23 protein-coding genes are annotated in these 23,749 nt (G+C 67.4%); 13 read left to right on the top strand and 10 right to left on the bottom strand.

The features are described 5' to 3' along the window. Positions 1 to 137: 137 nt before the first annotated feature. Genes AC5Y31_RS07170 through AC5Y31_RS07140 form a run of 7 tightly spaced genes read right to left on the bottom strand, consistent with a single transcriptional unit; the run spans position 138 to position 6,159 of the window. Positions 138 to 1,376 (bottom strand): cytochrome P450, encoded by a 1,239-nt coding sequence (locus AC5Y31_RS07170; RefSeq protein WP_499979714.1) that lies wholly within the window; start codon positions 1,374 to 1,376, stop codon positions 138 to 140. Further along, the gene (locus tag AC5Y31_RS07165) at positions 1,373 to 1,918 is read right to left on the bottom strand and encodes a Cif family virulence factor (protein WP_499979227.1); all 546 of its coding nucleotides are present in this window, start codon (positions 1,916 to 1,918) and stop codon (positions 1,373 to 1,375) included. Before AC5Y31_RS07165 ends, AC5Y31_RS07170 begins: the two co-directional genes overlap by 4 nt. 3 nt (positions 1,919 to 1,921) lie before the next feature. Further along, complete coding sequence (locus AC5Y31_RS07160) at positions 1,922 to 2,128, bottom strand: ferredoxin (protein WP_065023457.1); 207 nt, start codon at positions 2,126 to 2,128, stop codon at positions 1,922 to 1,924. 13 nt (positions 2,129 to 2,141) lie between these two features. Beyond that, a complete protein-coding gene (cyp51, locus tag AC5Y31_RS07155) occupies positions 2,142 to 3,497 on the bottom strand; it encodes a lanosterol 14-alpha demethylase (protein ID WP_499979223.1) in 1,356 nt (451 codons plus the stop codon). After that, complete coding sequence (locus AC5Y31_RS07150) at positions 3,494 to 4,321, bottom strand: SDR family oxidoreductase (protein ID WP_499979221.1); 828 nt, start codon at positions 4,319 to 4,321, stop codon at positions 3,494 to 3,496. The genes cyp51 and AC5Y31_RS07150 overlap by 4 nt, the downstream gene beginning before the upstream one ends. After that, positions 4,322 to 5,548: a cytochrome P450 gene (locus tag AC5Y31_RS07145; RefSeq protein ID WP_499979217.1), complete on the bottom strand. Its 1,227-nt coding sequence runs from the start codon at positions 5,546 to 5,548 to the stop codon at positions 4,322 to 4,324. Next, positions 5,545 to 6,159 carry a TetR family transcriptional regulator gene (locus AC5Y31_RS07140; RefSeq protein WP_499979215.1) on the bottom strand — a complete coding sequence of 205 codons (615 nt, stop codon included), beginning with the start codon at positions 6,157 to 6,159 and terminating at the stop codon, positions 5,545 to 5,547. The genes AC5Y31_RS07145 and AC5Y31_RS07140 overlap by 4 nt, the downstream gene beginning before the upstream one ends. Positions 6,160 to 6,324: 165 nt before the next feature. Here AC5Y31_RS07140 and AC5Y31_RS07135 point away from each other — a divergent pair, with 165 nt between their 5' ends. The 9 genes from AC5Y31_RS07135 to AC5Y31_RS07095 are packed head-to-tail and all read left to right on the top strand — an operon-like array spanning position 6,325 to position 13,563. Beyond that, on the top strand, positions 6,325 to 7,791 hold the full coding sequence (locus tag AC5Y31_RS07135) for an aldehyde dehydrogenase (protein ID WP_499979212.1): 1,467 nt from the start codon (positions 6,325 to 6,327) through the stop codon (positions 7,789 to 7,791). A gap of 31 nt (positions 7,792 to 7,822) precedes the next feature. Next, on the top strand, positions 7,823 to 8,575 hold the full coding sequence (locus AC5Y31_RS07130; RefSeq protein ID WP_499979209.1) for an SDR family oxidoreductase: 753 nt from the start codon (positions 7,823 to 7,825) through the stop codon (positions 8,573 to 8,575). Next, positions 8,572 to 9,435 carry an NAD(P)-dependent oxidoreductase gene (locus AC5Y31_RS07125; RefSeq protein ID WP_499979206.1) on the top strand — a complete coding sequence of 288 codons (864 nt, stop codon included), beginning with the start codon at positions 8,572 to 8,574 and terminating at the stop codon, positions 9,433 to 9,435. The genes AC5Y31_RS07130 and AC5Y31_RS07125 overlap by 4 nt, the downstream gene beginning before the upstream one ends. A 10-nt stretch (positions 9,436 to 9,445) precedes the next feature. Then, positions 9,446 to 9,874, top strand: coding sequence for a carboxymuconolactone decarboxylase family protein (locus AC5Y31_RS07120; RefSeq protein WP_499979205.1), 429 nt, complete (start codon positions 9,446 to 9,448; stop codon positions 9,872 to 9,874). Next, on the top strand, positions 9,871 to 10,752 hold the full coding sequence (locus tag AC5Y31_RS07115; protein ID WP_499979203.1) for an SDR family NAD(P)-dependent oxidoreductase: 882 nt from the start codon (positions 9,871 to 9,873) through the stop codon (positions 10,750 to 10,752). Before AC5Y31_RS07120 ends, AC5Y31_RS07115 begins: the two co-directional genes overlap by 4 nt. Positions 10,753 to 10,783: 31 nt before the next feature. Further along, complete coding sequence (locus tag AC5Y31_RS07110; RefSeq protein ID WP_499979201.1) at positions 10,784 to 11,227, top strand: helix-turn-helix domain-containing protein; 444 nt, start codon at positions 10,784 to 10,786, stop codon at positions 11,225 to 11,227. After that, positions 11,224 to 11,628, top strand: a complete 405-nt coding sequence (locus tag AC5Y31_RS07105; RefSeq protein ID WP_499979199.1) for a HepT-like ribonuclease domain-containing protein — start codon at positions 11,224 to 11,226, stop codon at positions 11,626 to 11,628. The genes AC5Y31_RS07110 and AC5Y31_RS07105 overlap by 4 nt, the downstream gene beginning before the upstream one ends. Positions 11,629 to 11,640: 12 nt before the next feature. Beyond that, positions 11,641 to 12,909: a phosphoribosylamine--glycine ligase gene (purD, locus tag AC5Y31_RS07100; RefSeq protein WP_499979198.1), complete on the top strand. Its 1,269-nt coding sequence runs from the start codon at positions 11,641 to 11,643 to the stop codon at positions 12,907 to 12,909. 39 nt (positions 12,910 to 12,948) lie between these two features. Then, positions 12,949 to 13,563 carry a hypothetical protein gene (locus tag AC5Y31_RS07095; protein ID WP_499979197.1) on the top strand — a complete coding sequence of 205 codons (615 nt, stop codon included), beginning with the start codon at positions 12,949 to 12,951 and terminating at the stop codon, positions 13,561 to 13,563. 36 nt (positions 13,564 to 13,599) lie between these two features. On the opposite strand, the gene AC5Y31_RS07090 is transcribed toward AC5Y31_RS07095, so the two are convergent. The 3 genes from AC5Y31_RS07090 to AC5Y31_RS07080 all read right to left on the bottom strand — a co-directional run bounded on the left by AC5Y31_RS07090 (position 13,600) and on the right by AC5Y31_RS07080 (position 18,494). Further along, entirely contained in the window at positions 13,600 to 15,561 is a 1,962-nt protein-coding gene (locus AC5Y31_RS07090; RefSeq protein WP_499979195.1) for a hypothetical protein, read from the bottom strand. A gap of 38 nt (positions 15,562 to 15,599) precedes the next feature. Next, on the bottom strand, positions 15,600 to 17,393 hold the full coding sequence (locus AC5Y31_RS07085; RefSeq protein WP_499979194.1) for a hypothetical protein: 1,794 nt from the start codon (positions 17,391 to 17,393) through the stop codon (positions 15,600 to 15,602). Positions 17,394 to 17,657: 264 nt separating this feature from the next. Next, positions 17,658 to 18,494 carry an alpha/beta hydrolase-fold protein gene (locus tag AC5Y31_RS07080; protein WP_499979192.1) on the bottom strand — a complete coding sequence of 279 codons (837 nt, stop codon included), beginning with the start codon at positions 18,492 to 18,494 and terminating at the stop codon, positions 17,658 to 17,660. 77 nt (positions 18,495 to 18,571) lie between these two features. Here AC5Y31_RS07080 and AC5Y31_RS07075 point away from each other — a divergent pair, with 77 nt between their 5' ends. The 4 genes from AC5Y31_RS07075 to purB all read left to right on the top strand — a co-directional run bounded on the left by AC5Y31_RS07075 (position 18,572) and on the right by purB (position 23,748). After that, positions 18,572 to 19,201: a TetR family transcriptional regulator gene (locus AC5Y31_RS07075; RefSeq protein ID WP_301636171.1), complete on the top strand. Its 630-nt coding sequence runs from the start codon at positions 18,572 to 18,574 to the stop codon at positions 19,199 to 19,201. A gap of 118 nt (positions 19,202 to 19,319) precedes the next feature. Further along, complete coding sequence (locus AC5Y31_RS07070; protein WP_499979190.1) at positions 19,320 to 20,843, top strand: Re/Si-specific NAD(P)(+) transhydrogenase subunit alpha; 1,524 nt, start codon at positions 19,320 to 19,322, stop codon at positions 20,841 to 20,843. Positions 20,844 to 20,877: 34 nt separating this feature from the next. Next, a complete protein-coding gene (gene pntB / locus AC5Y31_RS07065) occupies positions 20,878 to 22,299 on the top strand; it encodes a Re/Si-specific NAD(P)(+) transhydrogenase subunit beta (RefSeq protein WP_499979188.1) in 1,422 nt (473 codons plus the stop codon). 30 nt (positions 22,300 to 22,329) lie between these two features. Further along, a complete protein-coding gene (purB, locus tag AC5Y31_RS07060) occupies positions 22,330 to 23,748 on the top strand; it encodes an adenylosuccinate lyase (RefSeq protein ID WP_499979187.1) in 1,419 nt (472 codons plus the stop codon). Position 23,749 lies beyond the last annotated feature (1 nt).

The raw sequence follows: 23,749 nt of genomic DNA, 5'->3' as shown, positions 1-23,749 counted from the left end.
ATCCGGCTAGAGAACGGCCCCGGGCCTGGCTCGGGACGTCGGGCAGCCCACCCGTCGCAGCCTATAGCCCGTCACGGCCCGGGGGAAGGGGTCGCCCAACCAACCGTCTGATTGACCGAGAGTGCCATGGGGCGGGCCTAGCCGTGGTAGGAGACTTGCAGCTCTTTAACCCCGTTGATCCAGCCGGAGCGGAGTCGTTGCGGCTCGGCGAGTTTGGCGATGTCGGGCAGCTGGGTGGCGATCTCGTCGAACATCAACCGGATCTCCATGCGGGCCAGGTTGGCGCCGATGCAGTAGTGCGTGCCCTGCCCGCCGAACGCCAGGTGCGGATTGGGATCCCGCAGGATGTTGAAGTCGAACGGCCGGTCGAAGACCTCTTCGTCGAAGTTGGCCGAGCTGTAGAACAGCCCCACCCGCTGCCCCTGGCCGATGGGCACTCCGCCGAGTTCGGTGTCGACCTTGGCGGTGCGCTGAAAACAATGCACCGGCGTGGCCCAGCGGACGATCTCGTCGACGGCGGTCTCGGGCCGTTCGCGCTTGTAGAGCTCCCACTGGTCGGGGTTCTCCGCGAACGCATTGATGCCGTGGGTCATGGCGTTGCGGGTGGTTTCGTTGCCCGCCACCGCCAACAGGATCACGAAGAACGCGAACTCGGTCTCGCCGAGTGATTCGCCGTCGATGTCGGCCTGCACCAACCGCGTGACGATGTCGTCGGCCGGACAGCGTCGCCGCTGCTCGGCCATGGTGTAGGCGTAGCCCATCAACTCGGCGTTGGCCATCGCCGGATCGGAGTCGAAATCCGGGTCGTCGGTGTTCATGATCGAGTTGGTCCAGTGAAACAGCTTCTCCCGGTCGGCCTCGGGCACCCCGATCAGATCGGCGATCGCCAACAGCGGCAGTTTCATTGCGATGTCATCGACGAAGTTGCCGCTGTTCTTCTCGGCGGCGGCGGCAACGATATCGCGGGCCGACTGGGCGAGCTTCTCCTCGAGCGCACCGACGGAGCGCGGAGTGAACAGCCGGGAGACCAGCTTGCGCAGCCGGGTGTGCTCGGGCGGGTCGTGATTGATCAGCAGTGCCTTGGTCAGCTCCAGCTGGTCGGCGGTGATGCCCTCGGGCAGCCGCATCACCGCACCCTTGGCGTTGGTCGACCACACCTCGTTGTCGCGCGAAATCTCTTTGATGTGCTGGTGTTTGCTGACCACCCAGTAGCCGCCATCGTCGAAGATATTGCTGTGCGCGGTTTGCTCGTTCCACCAGACCGGAGCGGTCTTGCGCAGCTCGGCGAACTCGGCGATCGGCATGCCGTGCAGGAGGACGTCCGGGTCGGTGAAGTCGAAACCGGGGCCGAACGGACAGGACGGTGTGGGTGTCACCACAGCGGAACCGGTGCCTTGCCCAGCGGGTAGTAGCCGGGGATCTTCTCGCCGGCCAAGCTGCGTTCGATGCGCTTCTGCATGCCCGCCGACAGTTTGCCCGCCTTGATCAGGTCCATGTAGAGCGCGGAGACGTGACCGAAGTCGAAGAAGTCCCGCTGCCAGTTGAACTTTCCGTCACCCGCGTAGCGGAACCAGCTGCCGCCGATCCCGTAGATCTCGGCCTGCGACCCGTCGGCGTCGGTGGCGACCTGCTTCCAGAAACCGACGATCTCGCCCTGCCGGTCGTCGATGATCACCTTCTGGTACGGGTAGGTCCAGCCGTGCAGGCCCTCCATCTCCTGGCCCAGCGCGATGTTGCGGATCTCGTCGATGCCGACGCACATGACGTCTTCCTTGGGGCCGATGTTCCAGCCGTAGGTCGCGTCATCGGTGTAGAAGGCGGCCAGATTGCGCCAGTCGCCGGCCTTTTCGGCGTCGCGGTTGGCCTGTAGCCAGCGGTCGACGACGTCTTCGAGTTCTTCGCGGGGGAACGGGGCCATCTTTCAATCCTTTTTCTCGTGAATGGACAGCGCTCGGGTGGGACAGGCCCGTACGGCCTCTTCGATCTGGCGGCGGTCGTCATCCGGCGGTTCGTCGTTGAGGATCTCGACCTTGCCGCGCTTGGGCACCCGGAAATAGTCGGGTGCCTCCAGCTCGCACATGGCGTGGCCCTGGCACAGGTCCAGGTCCACTTTGACGTGAAAGGTCATGGCGCAGCGCTCCTTATCGCCGACGGCGGCGGTAGCGCACCTTGGCCGGGCGGGCCAACTGCACCACCATCTTGGAGTGGTCGTTGCGATAGGTCTCCGGCGGCTGCGACATCTCGAACTCGTATTCACGCAGCAGCACCGAGAAGATCGCCTTGATCTGCATGGTGGCGAACGCCGCCCCCACGCAGCGATGCCGTCCGGCGCCGAACGGGATCCAGGTCCAGCGCTGGATGACGTCTTCCTCGCGCGGCTCGTTGTAGCGTTCCGGCACGAACTCGTTGGGCTCGGGGAACGATTCGGCGATCCGGTTGGAGACCGCCGGTGAGGCCGCCACCATGTCGCCCTCGTGGATCGGGTAGCCGCAGACCTCGAACTCGCCCTTGGCCACCCGCATCAGGATGATCAGCGGCGGGTGCAGCCGCAGGGTCTCCTTGAGCACGTTCTCCAGGTTGGGGATCTGGCGCAGCGCATGGAAACTCACCTCGCTGCCGTCGGCGTAGAGTTCGTCGAGCTCGTTGATAACCGCGGCGAGGGCCTCGGGGTGGCGCAGCATCTCGATCAGGGTCCACGCGGACGTTCCCGAGCTGGTGTGGTGGCCGGCGAACATGATCGAAATGATGATCCCGGTGATCTCATCGGCGGAGAACCGTGGGTTGCCGCTCTCGTCCGGGATCGAGACCATGACGTCGATCATGTCTCGGCGCCTCTTGTCGGTCTCCGGGTTGGCGATCCGGCCGTTCATGATGCCCTGCACCAGTTCGACCAGCTTGACGCGGGCCTCGTCACGGCGCCGGAAGCTCTCGATCGGCAGGTACGGGTCGACGTAGCACAGCGGGTCGGTGCCGCGTTCCAGGTCGTAGTAGGCCTTGGCGAAGCGGCCGTCGAGTTCGTCGCGGAACTTCTTGCCGACCAGGCAGGCGGTCGAGGTGTAGATGGTCAGCTCGGCGAAGAATTCCAGTAGATCGATTTCACCGCTCTCGCCCCAGTCGGCGATCATCTGGCGCACTTCGTGCTCGATGGTGCTGGCGTGCCGTTTCATGTGGTCGCCGCGAAGTGCGGTGTTGTGCAGCATCTCCGCGCGTCGTTCCGGCGGCGCGTCGAACACGACGCCGTTGCCGAAGATGGGCGTCATGAACGGGTACGCGGCGGCCTGGTCGAGTTCGTCGTCGGTGGACCGGAAGAAGAACTCGTTGGCTTCGGCGCCGGTCAGCAACACCACCTTGCGGCCGGCGAGATCGAACCAGCCGACGTCCCCGCATTCGTCGCGTACCCGCTGCATCAGCGCGATCGGGTCGGTGCGGAACTCCTCGAGGTGGCCGTGCTCGGCCTCGCCTCCGGAAACCCGGGGAACCTCAATACTGACGGTCATTGCGGCATTCCTTCCTCACCCAATTGCAGGTGCTGGCGGTCGGAGGCGGTGTCGTGCAACGGCGCCTCCGGCTGCACCTCCAGGTCGACGATGTGCGCCCCGCGCGGTGTCTCCGCGACGAAGGCGATGGCCCGCGCCAGGTCTTGCGGGCGAAGGAAATAGCTGTGTCGGGCCTGCCCCCACTTGGCCCAGTCTTCGAGCATCGGACCCACCTGCTCGGCGGAGAGCTTCCAGCCCATCTCGGTCAGGGTCGGGCCGGGATGCACGATCGAGGCCCGAACCCCGGTGCCCTCCAACTCCATCCGCATGTTCTTGACCATGGCGACCAGCGCGGCCTTCGCGGCGCCGTACGCGCCCATGTGCGGGCGCTGCTGCAGCGCGACGTCGGAGCCGACGAAGATGACGTCGCCGCGACGGCGGGCCACCATGTCCGGCACCACCGCGGTGGCGAGCCGGTTGGCGCCGATCAGGTGCACCTGAATCTGGTCGTTGAACGCCTCGGTGCTCAGCTCGTGGATGAGACCGGGGAACATATCGCCGGCGCCGGAGACCAGCAGCTCAATCTCGCCGATCGCATCGATACTCTGGGCGACAAAGGATTTCACTGAATCGGGGTCGGTGACATCCAGTGGGAAAGCAACCGCCTCGCCGCCTTCGCCGCGGATCTTGTCGACCAGCTCGGTGAGTTTCTCGGTACGCCTCGCGCCCAAGGCGACCGGGAAACCGCGGCGGGCCAGCTCTTCTGCGGTGGCGGCACCGATGCCCGAGGACGCACCCGCGACGATGGCGGGCCGCCGGGCCGGGGGTGGATCGAAGCGTGGCACTTAGGCCTCCTTGACGGTGATCGGGAGGTCGGCGAAGCCGCGCACGTTGGAGGAATGCACCCGCACGGCATTGGCTTCGTCGACCTGGTAGTCGCTGATCCGGTTGAACAGTTCTTCCAGCGCCACCCGGGCTTCCATCCGGGCCAGGTGTGCACCGAGGCAGAAGTGGGCGCCGCTGCCGAAACTGAGTAGCTTGGAGCCGATGTCGCGGCCGATCCGGAATTCGTCGGGGGCCTCGAAAATCCGCTCGTCGCGGTTTCCCGAGCCGGGCAGCAACAGCACCACGTCACCGGCCGGAATGGTGGTGTCGTGCAGGGTGTATTCCTGCGCGGCGGTGCGCGCCAGGATCTGGCTGGGAGTGTCGTAGCGCAGCGTCTCCTCCACCCACAGTGGGATGCGGGAGTGGTCAGCGAACACCGACGTCAGCTGGTCGCGGTTGCGGTGTCCCCAGTAGACGGAGCTGCCCAGCAGCTTGGTGGTGGTCTCGTTGCCGGCGATCACCATCAGGAACAGGAACGCCAGGATCTCCTGGTCGCCGAGCCGGTCTCCGTCGACCTCGGTTTCCAGCAGCGCCGAGGTCAGGTTGTCGGCCGGGTTCTTCTTGAAGTCGGCGATCATCTCGTTGTAGTAGGTCATCAGGTCCACCGACGCCTGGATCGCCGACGGCGGGACATCGCTGACCCCGTCCTCGCGGTGCAGCACCCCGTCGGCCAGTCCCCGGATGCGCGCGCGGTCGGCTTCGGGGACACCCATCAGCTCGGAGATGACGTCCATCGGCAGTTTGCCGGCGAAGTCGTTGATGAAGTCGAACGAGCAGGTGCCGTCGGAGCCGGGCTGGATCGCGGTGTCCAGATGCTGACGCGCCAGCCGTACCACCTGCGGTTCGAGCTCGCGGATCCGGCGCGGGGTGAAGCCTTTGGACACCAGGGTGCGAAGCCGCAGGTGCTGCGGATCGTCCATCGCCAGAAACGACATCACCAGCTGGGCGTGCGGGCCGCGGGAGACCGGGTCCAGCGAGACCCCGTCGCGGTTGGACAGCGCGTCACTGTTGCGGAAGCCTTGCAGCACATCCGAATGACGCGAGATCGCCCAGAAGTTCAGCTCCTCGTTGCGATACACCGGCGCTTCGTCGCGCAGCCGCCGGTAGTACGGGAACGGATCCTCGTGAAAGTCGTAGTCGTAGGGGTTGAGGACCGGCGGGTCCGAAGTCAGCGTCGGCAGGCTCATCGCGATGCTCCTGGTTCGAGGATCAGGCTGACCACGTAGGCCAGCCGATCGGTGATCTGGTGGTAGGTGAAGGCGCCGCTGCCGGCATTGACCAGGGCGCCGAAGAACGTCATCTCCAAGGCGGCGACCAGCTGGGGGTCAGCGCCGGGGCCGATGGCCGAGGTGATGCGCCGGTGGATCTCCGCGCCGATCCGGTCCCGCACCGTGCGGACAGCCGGCTCGCCACCGCCACCGAGCAGCGCCGCCGTGCAGGCCGCCGCGACCTCAGGCTCGTCGGCCACCACCAGCGCCAGGTGGCGCAGCGCCTGGTTGACGCGCTTGGGCATCGGCTCGTTGACGTCGGTGAAGTAGGGGACCTGGCGGACCAGGTCCAGGTAGACCTCGGCGATCAGGTGGTTCTTCGACGAGAAGTAGGTGTAGGCGGTCGCCGGGGCGACCTTGGCGCGTGCGGCCACCGCGCGCACGGTGAGGTCTGCATACGACTTCTCCCGCAACATCTCGACGCCGGCGGTCAGCACCTTGCGGAAGGTCTCCTCCTGGCGACGGTTGCGGGCCCCGCCATTCGACGAGCCGTTCGCCGATGTGACTGTCGCCACCGATTCGCTGGACACCTGTCCAACGTAGCTGAAGGCGGCTAGGTTGGGCAAGTCCACTGGAAAACAAGAGTTTTTCGTAATCCGGCTTGCGGGAGCGGCGATGCTGCGGTTAGGGTTCGGTCCAGCGAGAACGGACAAGTGTCCAATATTGGTCGGGCACGCAAGCTGTGGGAGTGACTGATGGCGCTAATCGACGGCGTGAGCCGGCTGCTCATCGACGGCAAGCTGACCCCCGGTGGGGCTGGCAGCTTCGCCACCCTCAACCCGGCCACCGAGGAGATGCTCGGGGAGGCGGCCAACGCCGACGCCGCCGACATGGACCTCGCCATCGACGCGGCACGGCGGGCCTTCGACGGCACCGACTGGTCGACCAACACCGCGCTGCGGGTGCGCTGCGTGCGCCAGCTGCGCGATGCGCTGGGCGAGCATGTGGAAGAGCTGCGCGAGCTGACGATCGCCGAGGTGGGGGCGCCGCGGATGCTCACCGCCGGCGCCCAGCTCGAAGGCCCGATCGCCGACCTCGCCTTCGCCGCCGACACCGCCGAAAGCTACGAATGGACCCAGGATCTCGGCCAGGCCAGCCCGCTGGGCATTCCCACCCGGCGGTCGGTGGTGCGCGAGGCGGTCGGAGTCGTCGGCGCCATCACCCCGTGGAACTTCCCGCACCAGATCAACCTGGCCAAGCTCGGCCCGGCGCTGGCCGCCGGCAACACCGTGGTGCTCAAGCCGGCACCGGATACCCCGTGGGTCGCCGCGGTGCTCGGTGAGCTGATCGCCGAGCACACCGACATCCCGCCGGGCGTGATCAACATCGTCACCTCCACCGATCACACATTGGGTGCCATGCTCGCGAAAGACCCTCGGGTGGACATGGTTTCGTTCACCGGGTCGACGGCGACCGGCCGCAGCGTGATGGCTGATGCGGCCGCGACCATCAAAAAGGTCTTCTTGGAGCTGGGCGGCAAGTCCGCCTTCGTGGTGCTCGACGACGCCGATCTGGCCGCGGCCTGCTCCGTGGCGGGATTCTCGGTCTGCCTGCATGCCGGGCAGGGCTGCGCGATCACCACCCGGCTGGTGGTGCCGCGGGCCCGCTACGACGAGGCGGTCGCTATCGCGGCCGGCACCATGGGCTCGATCAAACCCGGCGACCCGAGCAAGCCGGGCACCGTCTGTGGCCCGGTCGTCTCGGCGCGTCAGCGTGACCGGGTGCAGAGTTACCTCGATCTGGCGTTGACCGAGGGCGGCAGCTTCGCCTGCGGTGGCGGGCGACCGGCCGACCAGCCCGCCGGTTTCTTCATCGAGCCCACCGTGATCGCCGGGCTGACCAATGAAGCGCGGGTGGCCCGCGAGGAGATCTTCGGGCCGGTGCTGACCGTGATCGCCCACGACGGCGACGACGACGCGGTGCGCATCGCCAACGACTCGCCCTACGGGTTGTCGGCAACGGTCTACGGTGCGGATGCCGATCGGGCGGCCGCGGTGGCGGCCCGGCTGCGTGCCGGCACCGTCAACGTCAACGGCGGGGTCTGGTATTCGGCGGACGTGCCGTTCGGTGGGTACAAGCAGTCCGGCAATGGCCGGGAGATGGGTGTCGCCGGGTTCGAGGAGTACCTGGAAACCAAAGCCATTGCGACAGCCGCGAACTGACTTCACATCTAGGGATTCAAGGAGAGTGCGCATGGGTCAATTCGACGACAAGGTGGCCATCGTCACCGGTTCCGGCGGCGGGATCGGCCAGGCGTACGCCCAGGCGCTGGGCGCTGAGGGGGCCGCGGTGGTAGTCGCCGACATCAACACCGACGGCGCGCAGAGCGTGGCCAAGCAGATCGTGACCGACGGCGGCAAGGCCCTCGCGGTGCCGGTCGACGTCTCGGACCCGGAGTCGGCGCAGGCCATGGCCGATGCGGCGGTGGCGGAGTTCGGCGGGATCGACTACCTGGTCAACAACGCCGCGATCTTCGGCGGCATGAAGCTCGACGGTCTGTTGACCGTGCCGTGGGACTACTACGAAAAGTTCATGCGGGTGAATCTGGACGGCGCGCTGATCTGCACGCGCGCGGTTTACGAGCACATGGCCAAGCGCGGTGGCGGTGCCATCGTCAACCAGTCCTCCACCGCGGCATGGGTTTACGCGAACTTCTACGGGCTGGCCAAGGTGGGCATCAACGGCCTGACCCAGCAGCTCTCCCGCGAATTGGGCTGGCGCAACATCCGGATCAACGCGATCGCGCCCGGACCGATCGACACTGAGGCCAACCGGGTCACCACCCCGCAGGCCATCGTCAAGCAGATGGTGCAGCAGCTGCCGCTGGCCCGGATGGGCACACCCGAGGACCTGGTTCCGATGTGCCTGTTCCTGCTGTCGGATTCGGCGTCGTGGATCACCGGGCAGATCTTCAATGTCGACGGCGGACAGATCATCCGATCATGAGCGCGACGCAAGCAGCTGCCCGCCTCGGCTACATCGGGCTGGGCAACATGGGTGCACCGATGGCCAAGCGGATGGTCGAATGGCCGGGTGGCGTAACGGTATTCGATCTGCGGACCGAAGCGATGACGCCGCTGGTGCAGGCCGGTGCCGGCCCCGCGGACAGCGTCGCCGACGTCGCCGCAGCCGCCGACATCATCAGCGTCACGGTGCTCGACGACGCCCAGGTCCGCGAGGTGGTCGCCGAGCTGGCGGCCAATGCCAAGCCGGGCACCGTCATCGCGATCCACTCGACCATCGCCGACACCACGGCCGCCGAGCTGGCCGAGCAGCTCAAGCCGCAGGGCATCTACGTCATCGACGCACCGGTCAGCGGCGGCGCCGGCGCCGCCGAGAAGGGCCAGCTGGCCACCATGGTTGGCGCCGAACGTGCGATCTACGAACAGATCAAGCCGGCGTTCAAGTGCTGGGCGTCGCTGGTCATCCACGCCGGAGAACCCGGCGCCGGCACCCGAATGAAGCTGGCGCGCAACATGTTGACGTTCACCGCCTACGCCGCGGCCGGCGAGGCGATGAAACTGGCCGAGGCGGCCGGGCTGGATCTGCAGGCACTGGGCCGGGTGGTGCGGCACACCGATGCGCTCACCGGCGGGCCCGGGGCGATCATGCTGCTCGACTCGACCGCGCCGCTGCCCGCGGACCACTTCCTGCGCGAGGCGTTCACCCACACCCGCGGTCTCGGGGAGAAGGACCTGGGGCTGGCGCTGGCGCTCGGCGAATCCACCGGAGTGGAGCTCCCGCTGGCCCGGATTGCGCTGGCCGAGCTCGCCGCGGGCCTGGGTGTGCCGCACTCGAACGACTAGGAGAGATCTGATGGACGAACAGCGCAGCCAGGGTCTGGCCAAGATGAACGAGGTCTACGGCTGGGAGATGCCCAACATCGAGGGCGACCCGTACTTCGACCTGACCGTGGATCACCTGTTCGGCAGCATCTGGAACCGGCCCGGACTATCGATGCGCGACAAACGGATCATGACGCTGACGGCGGTGACCGCGATCGGCAACCGCGACTTGGCCGAGATCCAGATCAATGCCGCACTGCTCAATAGGGAGCTCACCGAGACCGAGCTCAAGGAGATGGCGGTCTTCGTGACCCACTATCTGGGTTTCCCGCTGGGGTCGGCGCTCAACGGTGCGGTCGACGTCGTGGTGGCCAGGCGGCGCAAGGCCGCCGCGGCCGGCAAGGCCGAAGACAAGAAGGCCAACGTCGAGGACGCGCTGCGTATGAACAAAGAGTCGTGACACTGCTCGCCGCAAAGGGAGCCGTCGTGGTCGGCGGTAGCCGCGGCATCGGCCGGGCGGTCGCCGAACAGCTTGCGGCGTGCGGAGCCGGAGTGGTGGTCAACGGGCGCGCGCCGGAGGCGGTCGACGATGCCGTCGCAGCGATCACCGGCTCGGGCGGGCGGGCCCTCGGCGTTGCCGGAGCCGCCGGTACCGAGGCGACCGCCGCAGCGCTCATGACGGCCTGCCGGGAGGAGTACGGCAGCGTCGACATTCTCGTCAATTGCGCCGGCGTCGCCGAACCCCCCGGCTCCTCGATCCTGTCGATCACCGCCGCGGAGTTCTACGAACTGCTCGACGCCCACCTCGGCACGGTTTTCCACACCTGCCGGGCCGCCGCCCCGATCATGGCCGAGCAGCGACATGGGTCCATCATCAACAGCGGCTCGGTGGCATCCCTGGGCGATTACGGCGGCACCGGATATCCGGCCGGCAAAGGGGCGATCAACGCGTTGACGCTGGCGATGGCGGCCGAGCTCGCAGAGTACGGCGTGCGGGCCAATGTGATCTGTCCCGGCGCGAAGACGCGATTGTCGACCGGCGCCGACTATGAACAACACATCCGCGACCTGCACGCGCGGGGTCTGCTGGATGAGTTCACCATGGCCGCGTCGCTGGACCCCGCGCCGGCCGACTATGTGGCCCCGCTGTACGCCTATCTGGCCAGTGACCTGGCCGGCAGCGTGACCGGATCGGTGTTCCTGGCCGCCGGGGGCTTCGTCGGCCGATTCGACCGTTCCGTCCCTGCGGTGCTGGGCTACCGCGACCACCACCACTCAGCACCGTGGTCCGTCGGGGAACTGCACACTATGGTGACGGGTAAGCGGAAAGGCCAGTAACCGACACATATCAAACGATATGATGAACGGTATGACCGAGGTGCGAGACATACGCCTTGCAGCGGGACTGACCCAGGACGAGTTAGCGACGCGCTCCGGTGTCGCGCAACCCAACATCGCAGCGTACGAGAGCGGGCAGCGCACGCCGTCTGCGTCGATGCTGAAACGCCTACGCTCGGCTGCCACGCCCCGGCCTTCAGTGGTGCTCGCCGAACAACGCGAGAACATCGCCGCTCTGGCCACAAAATACAAGGCCAGCGATGTTCGCGTATTCGGCTCGACCGCCAGGGGCCAAGACGTATCCGGCAGCGACATCGACCTGTTGGTGCGTTTCGCGCCCGACGCCGACGTATTCGACCTCGCCGATCTGACGGTTGCGTTGGAGGATCTGACCGGGCTGCGGGTGGACGTGGTGTCCGAAGGTGGTCTTCGCTCTGGCGCCGCCGCGATTCTCGCCGAGGCTCAGCCGCTGTGACCGACCACCCGAGGCCGCAACGGGACCGAATCACTGCCGCCTTGGGTGACCTGATCCACTTCAGTGACGCGGCGGCTCGGCTGGTATCCCGGGGCAAAAGCAGTTACGACGACGATGAAGTGGTGCGACTGGCCGCAGAGGCGATCCTGCACAAGATCGGTGAAGCCGTCGCCAGGTTGCCGGACGAGTTTATCGCAGCCCACCCGGGCGTTGCGTGGCGAAGTATGAAGGCCACCCGCAATATCGTCGCTCACCGGTATGAGCAAATCGACTACGAGATCATCTGGAACGCGCTGGTGCACCGGCTACCTGCCGAAGCCGACCAGGTCCGCCGCATTCTCGACGGCGAGGTGCCTGAACTAGGCTCAGACCCCGTGGTCGGCGGCGAAGATGACGAGTGAGGAGCGGAGCCCATGCGCGTCCTGGTGATCGGTTCCGGCGCCCGGGAACACGCGCTACTTGTGGCTCTTCGCAACGATCCCAAGGTCGACCACCTGGTGATCGCCCCCGGCAACGCCGGTACCACCGCGGTGGCCGAGCAGCGCGACGTCGACATCACCTCGGGTCCGGCGGTCACCGCCCTGGCCCGCGAGGTCGGAGCCGACCTGGTGGTGATCGGACCGGAAGTGCCGCTGGTACTGGGCGTGGCCGACACGGTACGCGCCGCTGGGATCGCCTGTTTCGGGCCGTCGAAAGACGCCGCCCGGATCGAAGGCTCCAAGGCGTTCGCCAAGGACGTGATGGCTGCCGCAGGCGTGCGCACCGCCCGCTCGGAGATCGTCGACAGCCCGGCCGACCTGGACGCCGCCCTCAGCCGCTTCGGCCCGGAGGCCGGGGAGGCGGCCTGGGTGGTCAAGGACGACGGCCTGGCCGCCGGCAAAGGAGTCGTGGTGACCCCCGACCGGGCTGCGGCGCGGGCCCACGCCGCGGGATTGCTCGATGCCGGGCACCCGGTGCTGTTGGAATCGTTTCTCGACGGGCCCGAACTCTCGCTGTTCTGCATCGTCGACGGCGACACCGTGGTGCCGTTGCTGCCCGCCCAAGACTTCAAACGCGTCGGCGACGGCGATACCGGTCCCAACACCGGTGGTATGGGTGCCTACGCCCCGTTGCCGTGGCTGTCCCGGGAGGCCGCGGCGGGCATCGTCGCCGACGTCGTCGCACCGGTCGCGGCCGAACTGGTGCGCCGGGGCAGCCGGTTCTCCGGGCTGCTGTACGCCGGTCTGGCGATGACGTCGACCGGTCCTGCGGTGGTCGAATTCAATTGCCGCTTCGGCGATCCCGAGACCCAGGCGGTACTCGCCCTGCTGGAGTCGCCGCTCGGACAGCTGCTGCACGCCGCGGCGATCGGCGGACTCGATGAGTTCGGTGCGCTGCGCTGGCGAGACGGCGCGGCGGTGACGGTCGTGCTGGCCGCCGAGAACTATCCGGGTCGGCCCCGGGTCGGTGACGTGATCGTAGGCGCTGAGGGTGAGCACGTGTTGCATGCCGGCACCGCCCACCGCGATGACGGTGCGGTGGTGTCCTCCGGCGGCCGGGTGCTCTCAGTGGTGGGCACCGGTGACGATCTGACCGCGGCCCGCGCGGCCGCCTACCGGACGATCGGCTCGATTCGCTTGCCGGGCAGCCACTTCCGCACCGATATCGGCTTGGCCGCTGCCGAGAACAAGATTCGGATCTAACCGGCGAACTCGGCAACCCCGACGGTAGGATTGCTCACTATGTCTGATGAAAATCAGCCGGACTCCGCGGAGTCGGCCACCGAGGAAACCCCGACCGACCACCCCGAACCTGCGAAAAGACCGTCGCGCAAGGCGGAAAGACCCTCAGACAAGGCGGGAAGGCCCTCAGGCAAGGCGCCGGCGAGTCCGGGCTGGCGGCCCGTGGTCGCGGCGGCAGCGGTGGCGCTGGTCGCCGGAGCCCTGGGCGGTGCGGGTGTGGCCGCCTGGTGGCACCCCGGATCCGGATCGGCCAAGTCCTCCGGCCAGAAAGCCGCCGACGCGACCAAGGACGTGTGTGCCGCAGCAGTGCTCGCGCGTCAGGCGGTGGCCAACAACATGCACTTGAAGAATCCCGATCCCCAGAACCCGGTTGCCCAACTCGCGGTGGCCGCCAACGCGAGGCTGTCACTGACTGCGAGTGCCGCATACCTTCGGGGCCGGCTCGAAGCGAACCCGGGTACGCCGGAAGACGTCGTGACTGCCGCCCGTGCGATGGCCGGCGAGCTTGAGCACCTGAATCTCAGTTACCTTATCGGGCAACCGAATTCAGATCGTGAGCAGCTCGGACGCGACCTCGACGCGCGGATCGCCGAACTGGGCAAACTCTGCCAGTAATCCCAGCGCCCGCCCGGGCGCTGGGATTACGGTCGGTCAGAACCAGCTGCTCGGGTCGAAGAGATCGAAGGCTCCCGTGGCGGCGGCCATGTCGAGGCCCGACACCGCATCGCCCGCGTCAAGCGGTGCGACGGCATCGAACATGCTGAACAGGCCCGACAGGTCGATGTTGCCGAACGGCGTGATCAACGTGTCGGTGATGCTCGATGCGCCCGTGCCGTCGGCGTTCGGGATGGCCTCGTAGACATTGGTGAGGCCCCAGAGGTCGGTGACGCTGTAGACCGTGCCAAGTGTCGGCAGGTCCGCAAGCTGCGCGTCGGTGAGACCGGAGGCGGCGTCCACCGAGGTGACGGTGAACTGGGTGGTCTCGATGCCGAGGATGTTCGACATGTTCTCGCCGAAACTGACCGTGCCCAGGGCGGCACCGCTGTCGTCGTACACCGAGATACCGTCCTGGGTAGGCAGGAAGGCCCCGAGCGCATTGACGCCGGAAATCTGCAGCAGCGGTGCGATACCGAACAGCGGATAGCTGGCGTCGGTGCTGAACCCGTCGGCGCCCGGGTCGAAGGTGGTGCCGCCGATGGTGAACGCGTTGTCGCTGAGGTTGGCGCTGTCCGACGTCGCGGCGAGCGCACCCAACGGCGCAGCCGGGTCCAGCGGAGCGGTCGCATCAAAGGTCGTCGGTAGGTTGAGGTTGCCGAACGGGGTGACCAGGGTGTTGGTGATGGTGGCCGACCCGCCGCCGGTTCCCGGGGTGGCTTCGTAGACGTTGGCAAAGCCACCACCGAAATCGGTGACGCTGTAGACGGTCCCGACGGCGGGCAGTCCCGCAAGGCTGATGTCGTTGAGCACGCTGGCGATCTCATCGTTGGTGATGCCGCTGCCGGCGAGGTCGAGGCCGCTGGGCAGAAGCGAGACGAGGACGTTATCGCCGGTGATGTCGCCGCTGCCGTAGCGGAGGATGTCGCTGTTGGCGGCCAGGGCATTCGCCAGGTCTTCTGCGGTGAAATCGGCGCTGCTGAAGTCGAGGTCGGCGGCCAGGGCGCTTTCGAGCGCGGAGGTGGCCGGGTCGATGGCGCCGACGGTGAACTGGGTGCTGTCGATCCCGAGCACGTCGGAGTACCAGAGGAAGGTGTGGACGGTTCCGGCGTCGGTGCCGTCGGCGTACACCGTGAATTCCTGCTCCGCCTGGGTGCCTTCCAGGCCGCTACCGGAGATATTGAGGGCGCTGGCCTGCAAATTCAGCAGCGGCGCGAAGCTGGACAAGGACAACGGCATAGGGATGTCGATGCCGTCGCTGCCCGGGTCGAAGGTGGTGTCCCCGATGGTGAACGCGTTGTCGCTGAGCCCGCTGATGCCGGATGCGTTCCCCAGAGCTTCCAGAGGGGCACCCGGGTCCAGCGGTGCGATGGCGTCATAGGGGGTCGGTAGGTCGAAGTTGCCGAACGGGGTGACGAACGTGTTGGTGATGCTGGACGCGGCCGTTCCGTCGGCGTTGGGCACAGCCACGTAGACGTTCGCGAAGCCGCCGCCGAGGTTGGTGATGCTGTACACCGTGCCGTCGGTGGGCAGCTCGGCGGCTTGAGCGGCGGTCAGGCCATCGGCCGCAGTGCTGCTGGTGACGGTGAACTGCGCGGTGACGATGCCCAGGAGATTCTGAACGTTGGTCGAAGTCAGCAGTGTGCCGAGCGTTTCGCCGTTGCTGTCCTCGATGGTGAACTGCTGCGATCCGAGGCTGAACAGACCCAGCAGGCTGTCGCTGCCCAGCGACAGCAGCGGGGCATTGGCGAACATCGGGGTGAGCGCTTCATAGCCGTCGGTCTGATTGCCGGTCAGCGCGTCGATCGCCACCGGGTCGGTGAAGCTGATATCACCGATGGTGAAGCCGGCGTTGGATCCGCTGTCGGCGACCGCGACCGCCGCGTGCAGAAACGCTGCGGTCAGTAGCCCGCCACCGGCTGTGGCGGCAACGGCGGCCACTTTGACACGTCGATTCATCGACACACACCTTTCACTCTGTTAACGGGGACCGAACGTCAGAACCAGCTGCTCGGGTCGAAGAGGTCGAAACTGCCTGCGGCCGTTGACATTGCGTCGTCGAGACCGGTGAAGGCGTCGCCCGGGTCGAGCGGGTTGGCGGCGTTGAACATGCCGAACAGCGAACTCAGGTCGATGTTGCCGAACGGGGTGACCAGGGTGTCGGTGATGGTGCCGTCTTCGCCGGGGGTGGCGATGTAGATGTTCTGCCAGCCGCCGCCGAAGTTCAGGACGTCGTAGACCGTTCCCTTCACCGGCAACAACGCGTCCTCCACACCGTCGGCGGGCGTGATGCTTTGGACGGTGAACTCGGTGTTGGCCATGCCCAGCAGGTTCGCCACATTCACGCTGGCCTTGATGGTTCCGAGGTCGGCGTCGTCGGTCCCGCCGTAGATGGTGAAGTCTTGCGGCGCAAAGTTAATCGGGCTCACCCCGGCACCGATAGCGACGGTGGCACCGCCGAGGCTCAGCAAGGGAGCGGCGCCGAACAGCGCGGGAATGGCGCGGAAGCCGTCGGCCATATTGTCGCCGGTCCCGGTGAACGGGTCGAAGACGTAACCGCCGAGGCTGAAGGCGTCCTCGCCGTAGGAGCTGTCGCCGATCTGCAGACCGGTGAAGGCGTCGCCCGGGTCGAGCGGATTGGCGGCGTTGAAGCCGGCGAACAGTGCGTCCAGGCTCATGTTGCCGAACGGGGTCACCAGGGTGTCGTGAACGGTGCCGCTGGTGACGGTGCCGTCTTCGGCGACGACGTCCGGGGTGGCGATGTAGATGTTCGCCCAGCCGCCGCCGAGGTTGAACGCGTCGTAGACCGATCCCAGGGCCGGCAGCTGCGAGGCCTCCACGCCGTCGGCCGCGCTGACGCTTTGGACGATGAACTGTGTGTTGGTCATCCCCAACAGGTTCGTCACGTCCACCGCGGTGTGGGCGGTGCCGATCTCGGTGGCACTCGACCCGGTTCCGCTGTAGACGGCGAAGTCCTGGGGAGCGAACGGGGTGGGCTGCACGTTGGGAAACGCCGAGCTGATGACCAGTTGGCCGCCGCCGAGATTCAACAGCGGTGGAATAGCGGCGAGCGAGCTGACGGGGGTGAAGCCGTCGGTCACGGTGCCGTCCTCAGCGGTGCTGAACGGGTTGAAAGTGAAGCCGCCGATGGAGAAGGCGTCGTCGCCGATGCTGCTGTCGCCGGCTTGCAGCGCGGCGAAGGCGTCGCCGGGCTGCAGGGGGTTGGCGGCGTTCATGCCGGCGAACAGCGCGCTCAGGTCGGTGTTGCCGAAGGGCGTCACCAGGGTGTCGGTGACGGTGCCGTGTTCCCCCGGGGTGGCGACGTAGACGTTGTAGAAGCCGCCGCCCAGGTTGAGCACGTCGTAGACGGTTCCGGCCACCGGCAGCTTCGAGGGGTCGACGCCGTCGGCGACGGTGCTGCTCATGACGGTGAACGCGGTGTTGTGCAGGCCAAGCAGGGTTGAGACGGTTTCGGTGGTGCTGACGCTGCCGAGCGACGTGGTGCCGTTGTAGAGGTCGAAGCTCTGCGGGGCGAGGTCCAAGCTGTTGCTACCAAGGGCCACCGTCCCGCCGCCGAGGCCCAGCAGCGGCGGAGCCAAGTTGAGGGGTCCCACGAGGTCGAAGCCCTGGCCGCCGGCCTTCAAGATCGGGTCGAAAGTGGTGCCGTCGATGGTGAAGGCGTCCTCGCCGGGCGCGGCGGCAGCGACCGCGGCTTGCAGAAAGGCTGCAGTCAGGAGTCCGCCACCCGCGGTGGCGGCAACAGCGGCCGCCCGCATCCGTCGATTCGTCATCACAGTCTTCCAATCTGTTCGCGTCGGGCTCAGGAAACAGGGGAGTTACTTATGAGTAGGCTGTTGAATTTACCGGGGTGTTCTTCGTCACACAAGAATTTGCGGCAACGTAAACAGGGTCAATTGTTCCAAACTCCTGGAAGTATCGGCCGAGGAAGAAGACCGTTCGACGAATTCTCGGCGCGTCGAGTCTGATCTACGGAACAACGGACGGGGAGCGCGACCGGGATTACTGAGAATTAAGAAAAGTCCGTGGCTGCGACTTCAGACCGTCAGCAGCGGGGCGATCCAAGTCAACTCAGCCGGAAGTTGGGAACTCCAAAATGATCCATCGTGCCCTCCGGGGGAAAACCCGCCTGCCGGGGGAGTGGGCAGCTGGCCGATGAAGGCCTGGGTCGCCGAATAGAACGGATCGGCGTTTCCGCAGTCCACGCGGATCGGGATCGACGCAAGGGCCGGCATCCCGAAGACCGAGTTGGCTGCGAAGTCGGTCGCGCCGTCGAACGCCCCCGGCGCGGTGGCCCCGGGTGACAGCCACAGCGCAGGGCTGACCGCGCAGATCGCCGCCGTGCGGCGCGCACCGAGCCGGCCCCCGAGCAACAGCGCGCCGTAACCGCCCATCGACCAGCCGATGAACCCCACCCGGGAGGTGTCCAGCCCCTGCTCGGCGAGCAGCGGCAGCAACTCGTCGGTCACCATCGCACCGGAGTCCTCTCCGGAGGCCCGCCGGTGCCAGTAGCTGCCGCCGCCGTCGACGGCCACCACCGCGAACGGCGGTAGCCCGGCGGCGACCGCTTCGGCCAGGCCCTGCTCCACTCCGCCGGCCATCACCGTTGCGGCGTCACTACCTTTGCCGTGCAGCGCGATCAGCGGGCGCAGTGGCTCGGTCTGCCCCGGCGGCCGGGCGATCGCCCAGTTGGTGGTGACCCCACCGCGCGCCGCCGAAGCGAACGAGCCCGTCGTCATGGTCGGAAGCGTCGGGGTCGCCACCGCGGGCCGAGCGCCGAGCAGCGCACCCGCGCCCCAGGAAGAGAAAGCACCCGCTGCCGCCCCGAGACGCAGCACCGCCCGTCGGCTCATCTCCGGCATGGCGGTCATCATGCCAGCCCCCGCTGTCCGGCCGAAAAGACGAAACCCATGATGCGGCGATAGCTGTGCTGGCAGCATCTCTAGGCGTGATGACAGCGGTCACGCCCAAGGGCGAACGCCGACGGTATGCGCTGATCAGCGCTGCCGCCGAGCTGTTGCGTGAGGGCGGGTTCGAAGCGGTGCGGCATCGGGCGGTGGCCCAGCGCGCCGGCCTGCCGCTGGCGTCCACCACCTACTACTTCTCTTCGCTGGACGACCTGATCGCCAGCGCGGTGGAGCACATCGGGATGTTGGAGGTCGCCCAGCTGCGCGCCCGCATCGCCGGGCTGTCCCGCCGGCGCCGTAGCGCCGAGACCACCGCGGAGATGCTGGTGGACCTGTTGGTGGGGTCGCAAGAGAACCCGGAGAACGGCCTCCACGCCACCGAACAGCTCATCTCGCGCTATGAGCGGTCCATCGTCTGCGCCCGCCAGCCTGCCCTGCGCGAAATCCAGCGCCGCATCCTGCACCAACGGTCCGACGCCGTCGCCGAAGCCGTCGAGCGTTCCGGGCGGATCGCCCGGGTCGAGATGGCCCATGCCCTGGTCTGCATGGTCGACGGAGCGGTGATGGCGGCCCTGGTCGACGACCGGCAGGGGCCGCGGATCGTTGCCCGGGCGGCGCTGATCGACGTCATCGACCTGCTCGCGCCGCTGGACCAACGCGCCGTGTCAGCCTGAGAACCGCACACGGTATGCTGCCTCGACCCCTTTGTCGCTACTTTGCTACTGGCGGGTAACCGGGGGGTGCCCAGACGCCCAGAAACGCCTACGAGAAGCGAATGCGGAGAGCTACGTCATGATTATCGGTGTCCTATCCGAGGCGCAGGCCGGTGAGACGCGTGTGTCGGCGACGCCGGCGACGGTCGCTCAACTGACCAAACTCGGCTACGACGTAGTGGTGGACGCCGGCGCCGGCGCCGCATCGGACTTCCCCGACGAGGCCTATGTCGAAGCCGGCGCGACCATCGGGGACGCCCGCGCCGCCGACATCGTCTTCGGGGTCAACGCCCCCTCGACCGAACAGCTGGACGCGATGAAGCCAGGCGCCACACTGGTCAGCCTGCTGGCGCCGGCGCTGAACCCCGAGCGGGTGCAGGATCTGGCCCGCCGGCCGATCACGGCGCTGTCGATGGACGCGGTGCCGCGCATCTCGCGGGCGCAGTCGCTGGACGTGTTGAGCTCGATGGCCAACATCGCCGGCTACCGCGCCGTGGTGGAGGCCGCGCACGCGTTCGGGCGCTTCTTCACCGGCCAGGTCACCGCCGCTGGAAAGGTGCCCCCGGCCAAGGTGCTGGTGGTCGGTGCCGGGGTGGCCGGGCTGGCCGCGATCGGCGCCGCCGGCAGCTTGGGCGCGATCGTGCGCGCCACCGATCCGCGGCCCGAGGTCGCCGATCAGGTCAAGTCCCTGGGCGGCGAATATCTGTCGATCGAAGACCCCGAAGCCGAGGTGTCGGCGACGGGCTACGCCAAAGAGATGGGCGACGAGTACAAGCAGCGCGAGGCCGCGCTCTATGCCGAGCAGTGCAAAGACGTCGACATCATCATCACCACCGCGCTCATCCCCGGTAAGCCCGCGCCGCGGATCATCACCGCCGACATGGTGGCGTCGATGAAACCGGGCAGCGTGATCGTGGACATGGCCGCGGCCAACGGCGGCAACGTCGAGGGCACCGTCAAGGACCAGGCCGTCGTCACCGACAACGGGGTGACGATCATCGGCTACACCGACCTCGCCGGTCGGCTGCCCGCGCAGGCCTCTCAGCTCTACGGCACCAACCTGGTCAACCTGATGAAGTTGATGACGCCGGAGAAAGACGGCCAGCTGGTGCTGAACTTCGACGACGTGGTGCAGCGGTCGATGACCGTGGTGCGCGACGGCGAGTCGACCTGGCCGCCGCCGCCGGTGCAGGTCTCGGCCGCCCCGGCCAAGGCGGCCGAAGCGCCGGTGGCCGCGCCGGCGGCGAAGGCGCCGATGACGGCCGGGCGACGGCTGGGACTGGTGGTCTCCGCCGCGGCGGTGCTGTTCGTGCTGGTCGCGCTGGCGCCGGCCGCGCTGCAGGTCCACCTGACGGTGTTCGCGCTGGCGATCGTGATCGGCTACTACGTGATCGGACACGTGCACCATGCGCTGCACACGCCGCTGATGTCGGTGACCAATGCGATCTCAGGGATCATCGTGGTCGGTGCGCTGCTGCAGGTCGGCCACGGCGACCCGGCGATCACCGCGCTGGCGACGGCGGCGATCCTGCTGGCCAGCATCAACATCTTCGGTGGCTTCGCGGTGACCCGCCGCATGCTGGCCATGTTCTCCCGCAGCTAGAGCCTGCCCAAGACAAGTTGGAGTAGAACCCGCAATGTTCTCTGTGCAGACCGCCGCCTCGGCGGCATACATCGTCGCGGCCCTGTTGTTCATCCTGGCGCTGGCCGGCCTGAGCAAGCATGAGACGTCCAAGGCCGGCAACAACTTCGGCATCGTCGGCATGGCGGTGGCGCTGGCGGCGACGATCACGCTGGCCGTCCACCATGGCATCGGAACGCTCGGCCTGAGCCTGCTGATCGGGGCCACCGTGGTGGGGGCCGCGATCGGGCTGTGGCGGGCCAAGGTGGTCGAGATGACCGGCATGCCCGAGCTGATCGCGCTGCTGCACTCGTTCGTCGGGTTGGCCGCCGTGCTGGTCGGCTGGAACGGCTACCTGCACGTCGAGGCACACCCGCACGGCGAGGACGCCGTGAAGATGGCTGCCGAGGGGATGTTCGGCATCCACTCCGCCGAGGTGTTCATCGGGGTGTTCATCGGTGCGGTCACCTTCACCGGTTCGATCGTGGCCAACCTCAAGCTGTCGGCGCGGATGAAGTCGGCGCCGCTGATGCTGCCGGGCAAGAACTTCCTCAATGTCGGCGCGCTGCTGGCGTTCGCGGCGCTGACGGTGTGGTTCTGCATCGAACCCAACCTGTGGTTGCTGGTGGCGGTGACCGTGCTGGCGCTGGCGCTGGGCTGGCACCTGGTGGCCTCGATCGGCGGCGGCGACATGCCGGTCGTGGTCTCGATGCTCAACAGCTACTCCGGCTGGGCCGCGGCGGCGTCGGGCTTCCTGCTCTCCAACGACCTGCTGATCATCACCGGCGCGCTGGTCGGCTCCTCGGGTGCTTACCTGTCCTACATCATGTGCAAGGCGATGAACCGGTCGTTCATCTCGGTGATCGCGGGCGGCTTCGGGATCGAGGCCGGGCCGTCCGATGACAAGGACTACGGCGAGCATCGCGAGATCACCGCCGAAGGGGTGGCCGAGCTGCTGGGGAGTGCGGACTCGGTGATCATCACGCCGGGCTACGGCATGGCCGTGGCGCAGGCCCAGTACGGGGTCGCCGACCTGACCCGCAAGCTGCGGGAGCGCGGCGTCAACGTGCGGTTCGGCATCCACCCGGTGGCCGGCCGGCTCCCGGGGCACATGAACGTGCTGCTGGCCGAGGCCAAAGTGCCCTACGACATCGTCCTGGAGATGGACGAGATCAACGAGGACTTCGACGACACGTCGGTCGTGCTGGTGATCGGCGCCAACGACACCGTCAACCCGGCCGCCGCCGAAGACCCGTCGAGCCCGATCGCGGGCATGCCGGTGCTAACCGTGTGGGAGGCCGACAACGTGATCGTCTTCAAGCGCTCCATGGCATCCGGCTACGCCGGCGTGCAGAACCCGCTGTTCTTCCGGCAGAACTCCGCGATGCTGTTCGGCGACGCCAAGGACCGGGTCGAGGACATCCTGCACGCGCTGTAGGGCACGGCGATCGCGATAGGGTAGCTGCTCGTGAGCATCCCCAATGTGCTGGCAACCCGCTACGCCAGCACCGCGATGACCGACATCTGGTCGCCCGAGGCCAAGATCGTCGCCGAACGCCGGCTATGGCTGGCTGTGCTGCGTGCCCAGTCCGAACTGGGTGTGCAGGTGCCCGAGCAGGCGATCGCCGACTACGAGCGGGTGCTGGAGGATGTCGACCTGGCATCCATCGCCGACCGGGAACGGGTGACCCGCCACGACGTCAAGGCCCGCATCGAGGAATTCAATGCGCTGGCCGGCCACGAGCACATCCACAAGGGCATGACCAGCCGGGATCTGACCGAGAACGTCGAGCAGATGCAGATCCTGCAGTCCCTGAGGCTGGTGCACCGACACGGAGTGGCGGTCGCGATCCGGCTGGCTCTGCACGCCGACGCCAACCGTGAGCTGGTGATGGCCGGGCGCAGCCACAACGTCGCCGCCCAGGCCACCACGCTGGGCAAGCGGTTCGCCTCGGCCGCCCAGGAGACGCTGATCGCGTTGCGGCGGCTGGAAGAGCTGATCGCTCGCTACCCGCTGCGCGGAATCAAGGGCCCGATGGGCACCGCCCAGGACATGCTGGACCTGTTCGACGGCGACACCGTCAAACTCGCCGAGCTGGAACGCCGGGTCGCCGACTTCCTGGGTTTCTCAACGGTTTTGACCAGCGTCGGGCAGGTCTACCCCCGCTCGCTGGACCACGACGTGCTTTCGGCACTGGTGCAGCTCGGGGCCGGAGCATCGTCACTGGCCCACACCATCCGCCTGATGGCCGGCCACGAACTGGTCACCGAGGGCTTCGCTCCCGGGCAGGTCGGCTCCTCGGCGATGCCGCACAAGATGAACACCCGCAGCTGCGAACGGGTCAACGGCCTGCAGGTGGTGCTGCGCGGCTACGCGTCGATGGCCGCCGAGCTGGCCGGAGCCCAGTGGAACGAGGGCGACGTGTTCTGCTCGGTGGTGCGCCGCGTTGCGCTGCCCGATGCGTTCTTCGCCGTCGACGGACAGACCGAGACGTTTCTGACCGTGCTCGACGAATTCGGCGCCTACCCGGCGGTGATCACCCGCGAACTGGACCGCTACCTGCCGTTTTTGGCCACCACCAAGGTGCTGATCGCCGCGGTGCGCGCCGGGATGGGCCGAGAGGCCGCCCACGAGGTCATCAAGGAGCACGCGGTGGCCGTCGCCCTGGCGATGCGTGAACGCGGCGCCGAACCCGACCTGCTGGACCGGCTGGCCGCCGACGACCGGCTGCCGCTGGACCGGGCCGCCCTGGAGGCGGCCATCGCCGACCGGCAGGCGTTCACCGGCGCGGCCGCCGACCAGGTCGACCAGGTGATGGCGGAGGTCACCGCGCTGGTCGAGCGGTATCCGTCGGCGGCCGGCTACGTCCCGGGCGCGATTCTCTAAC

The sequence above is a fragment of the Mycobacterium sp. NGS18 genome (assembly GCF_059813185.1).
Note: the sequence above shows the minus strand (reverse complement) of the source record. Positions and strands in the feature narration are given on the sequence as shown.

Coding starts and splice junctions, on each gene's coding strand:
- AC5Y31_RS07110 (WP_499979201.1), top strand. CDS start 10,784: ATGACCGAGGTGCGAGACATACGCCTTGCAGCGGGACTGACCCAGGAC.
- AC5Y31_RS07130 (WP_499979209.1), top strand. CDS start 7,823: ATGGGTCAATTCGACGACAAGGTGGCCATCGTCACCGGTTCCGGCGGC.
- AC5Y31_RS07090 (WP_499979195.1), bottom strand. CDS start 15,561: ATGAATCGACGTGTCAAAGTGGCCGCCGTTGCCGCCACAGCCGGTGGC.
- pntB (WP_499979188.1), top strand. CDS start 20,878: ATGTTCTCTGTGCAGACCGCCGCCTCGGCGGCATACATCGTCGCGGCC.
- AC5Y31_RS07075 (WP_301636171.1), top strand. CDS start 18,572: ATGACAGCGGTCACGCCCAAGGGCGAACGCCGACGGTATGCGCTGATC.
- AC5Y31_RS07085 (WP_499979194.1), bottom strand. CDS start 17,393: ATGACGAATCGACGGATGCGGGCGGCCGCTGTTGCCGCCACCGCGGGT.
- AC5Y31_RS07165 (WP_499979227.1), bottom strand. CDS start 1,918: ATGGCCCCGTTCCCCCGCGAAGAACTCGAAGACGTCGTCGACCGCTGG.
- AC5Y31_RS07120 (WP_499979205.1), top strand. CDS start 9,446: ATGGACGAACAGCGCAGCCAGGGTCTGGCCAAGATGAACGAGGTCTAC.
- AC5Y31_RS07135 (WP_499979212.1), top strand. CDS start 6,325: ATGGCGCTAATCGACGGCGTGAGCCGGCTGCTCATCGACGGCAAGCTG.
- AC5Y31_RS07095 (WP_499979197.1), top strand. CDS start 12,949: ATGTCTGATGAAAATCAGCCGGACTCCGCGGAGTCGGCCACCGAGGAA.
- AC5Y31_RS07080 (WP_499979192.1), bottom strand. CDS start 18,494: ATGATGACCGCCATGCCGGAGATGAGCCGACGGGCGGTGCTGCGTCTC.
- cyp51 (WP_499979223.1), bottom strand. CDS start 3,497: ATGACCGTCAGTATTGAGGTTCCCCGGGTTTCCGGAGGCGAGGCCGAG.
- AC5Y31_RS07160 (WP_065023457.1), bottom strand. CDS start 2,128: ATGACCTTTCACGTCAAAGTGGACCTGGACCTGTGCCAGGGCCACGCC.
- AC5Y31_RS07145 (WP_499979217.1), bottom strand. CDS start 5,548: ATGAGCCTGCCGACGCTGACTTCGGACCCGCCGGTCCTCAACCCCTAC.
- AC5Y31_RS07125 (WP_499979206.1), top strand. CDS start 8,572: ATGAGCGCGACGCAAGCAGCTGCCCGCCTCGGCTACATCGGGCTGGGC.
- AC5Y31_RS07070 (WP_499979190.1), top strand. CDS start 19,320: ATGATTATCGGTGTCCTATCCGAGGCGCAGGCCGGTGAGACGCGTGTG.
- purD (WP_499979198.1), top strand. CDS start 11,641: ATGCGCGTCCTGGTGATCGGTTCCGGCGCCCGGGAACACGCGCTACTT.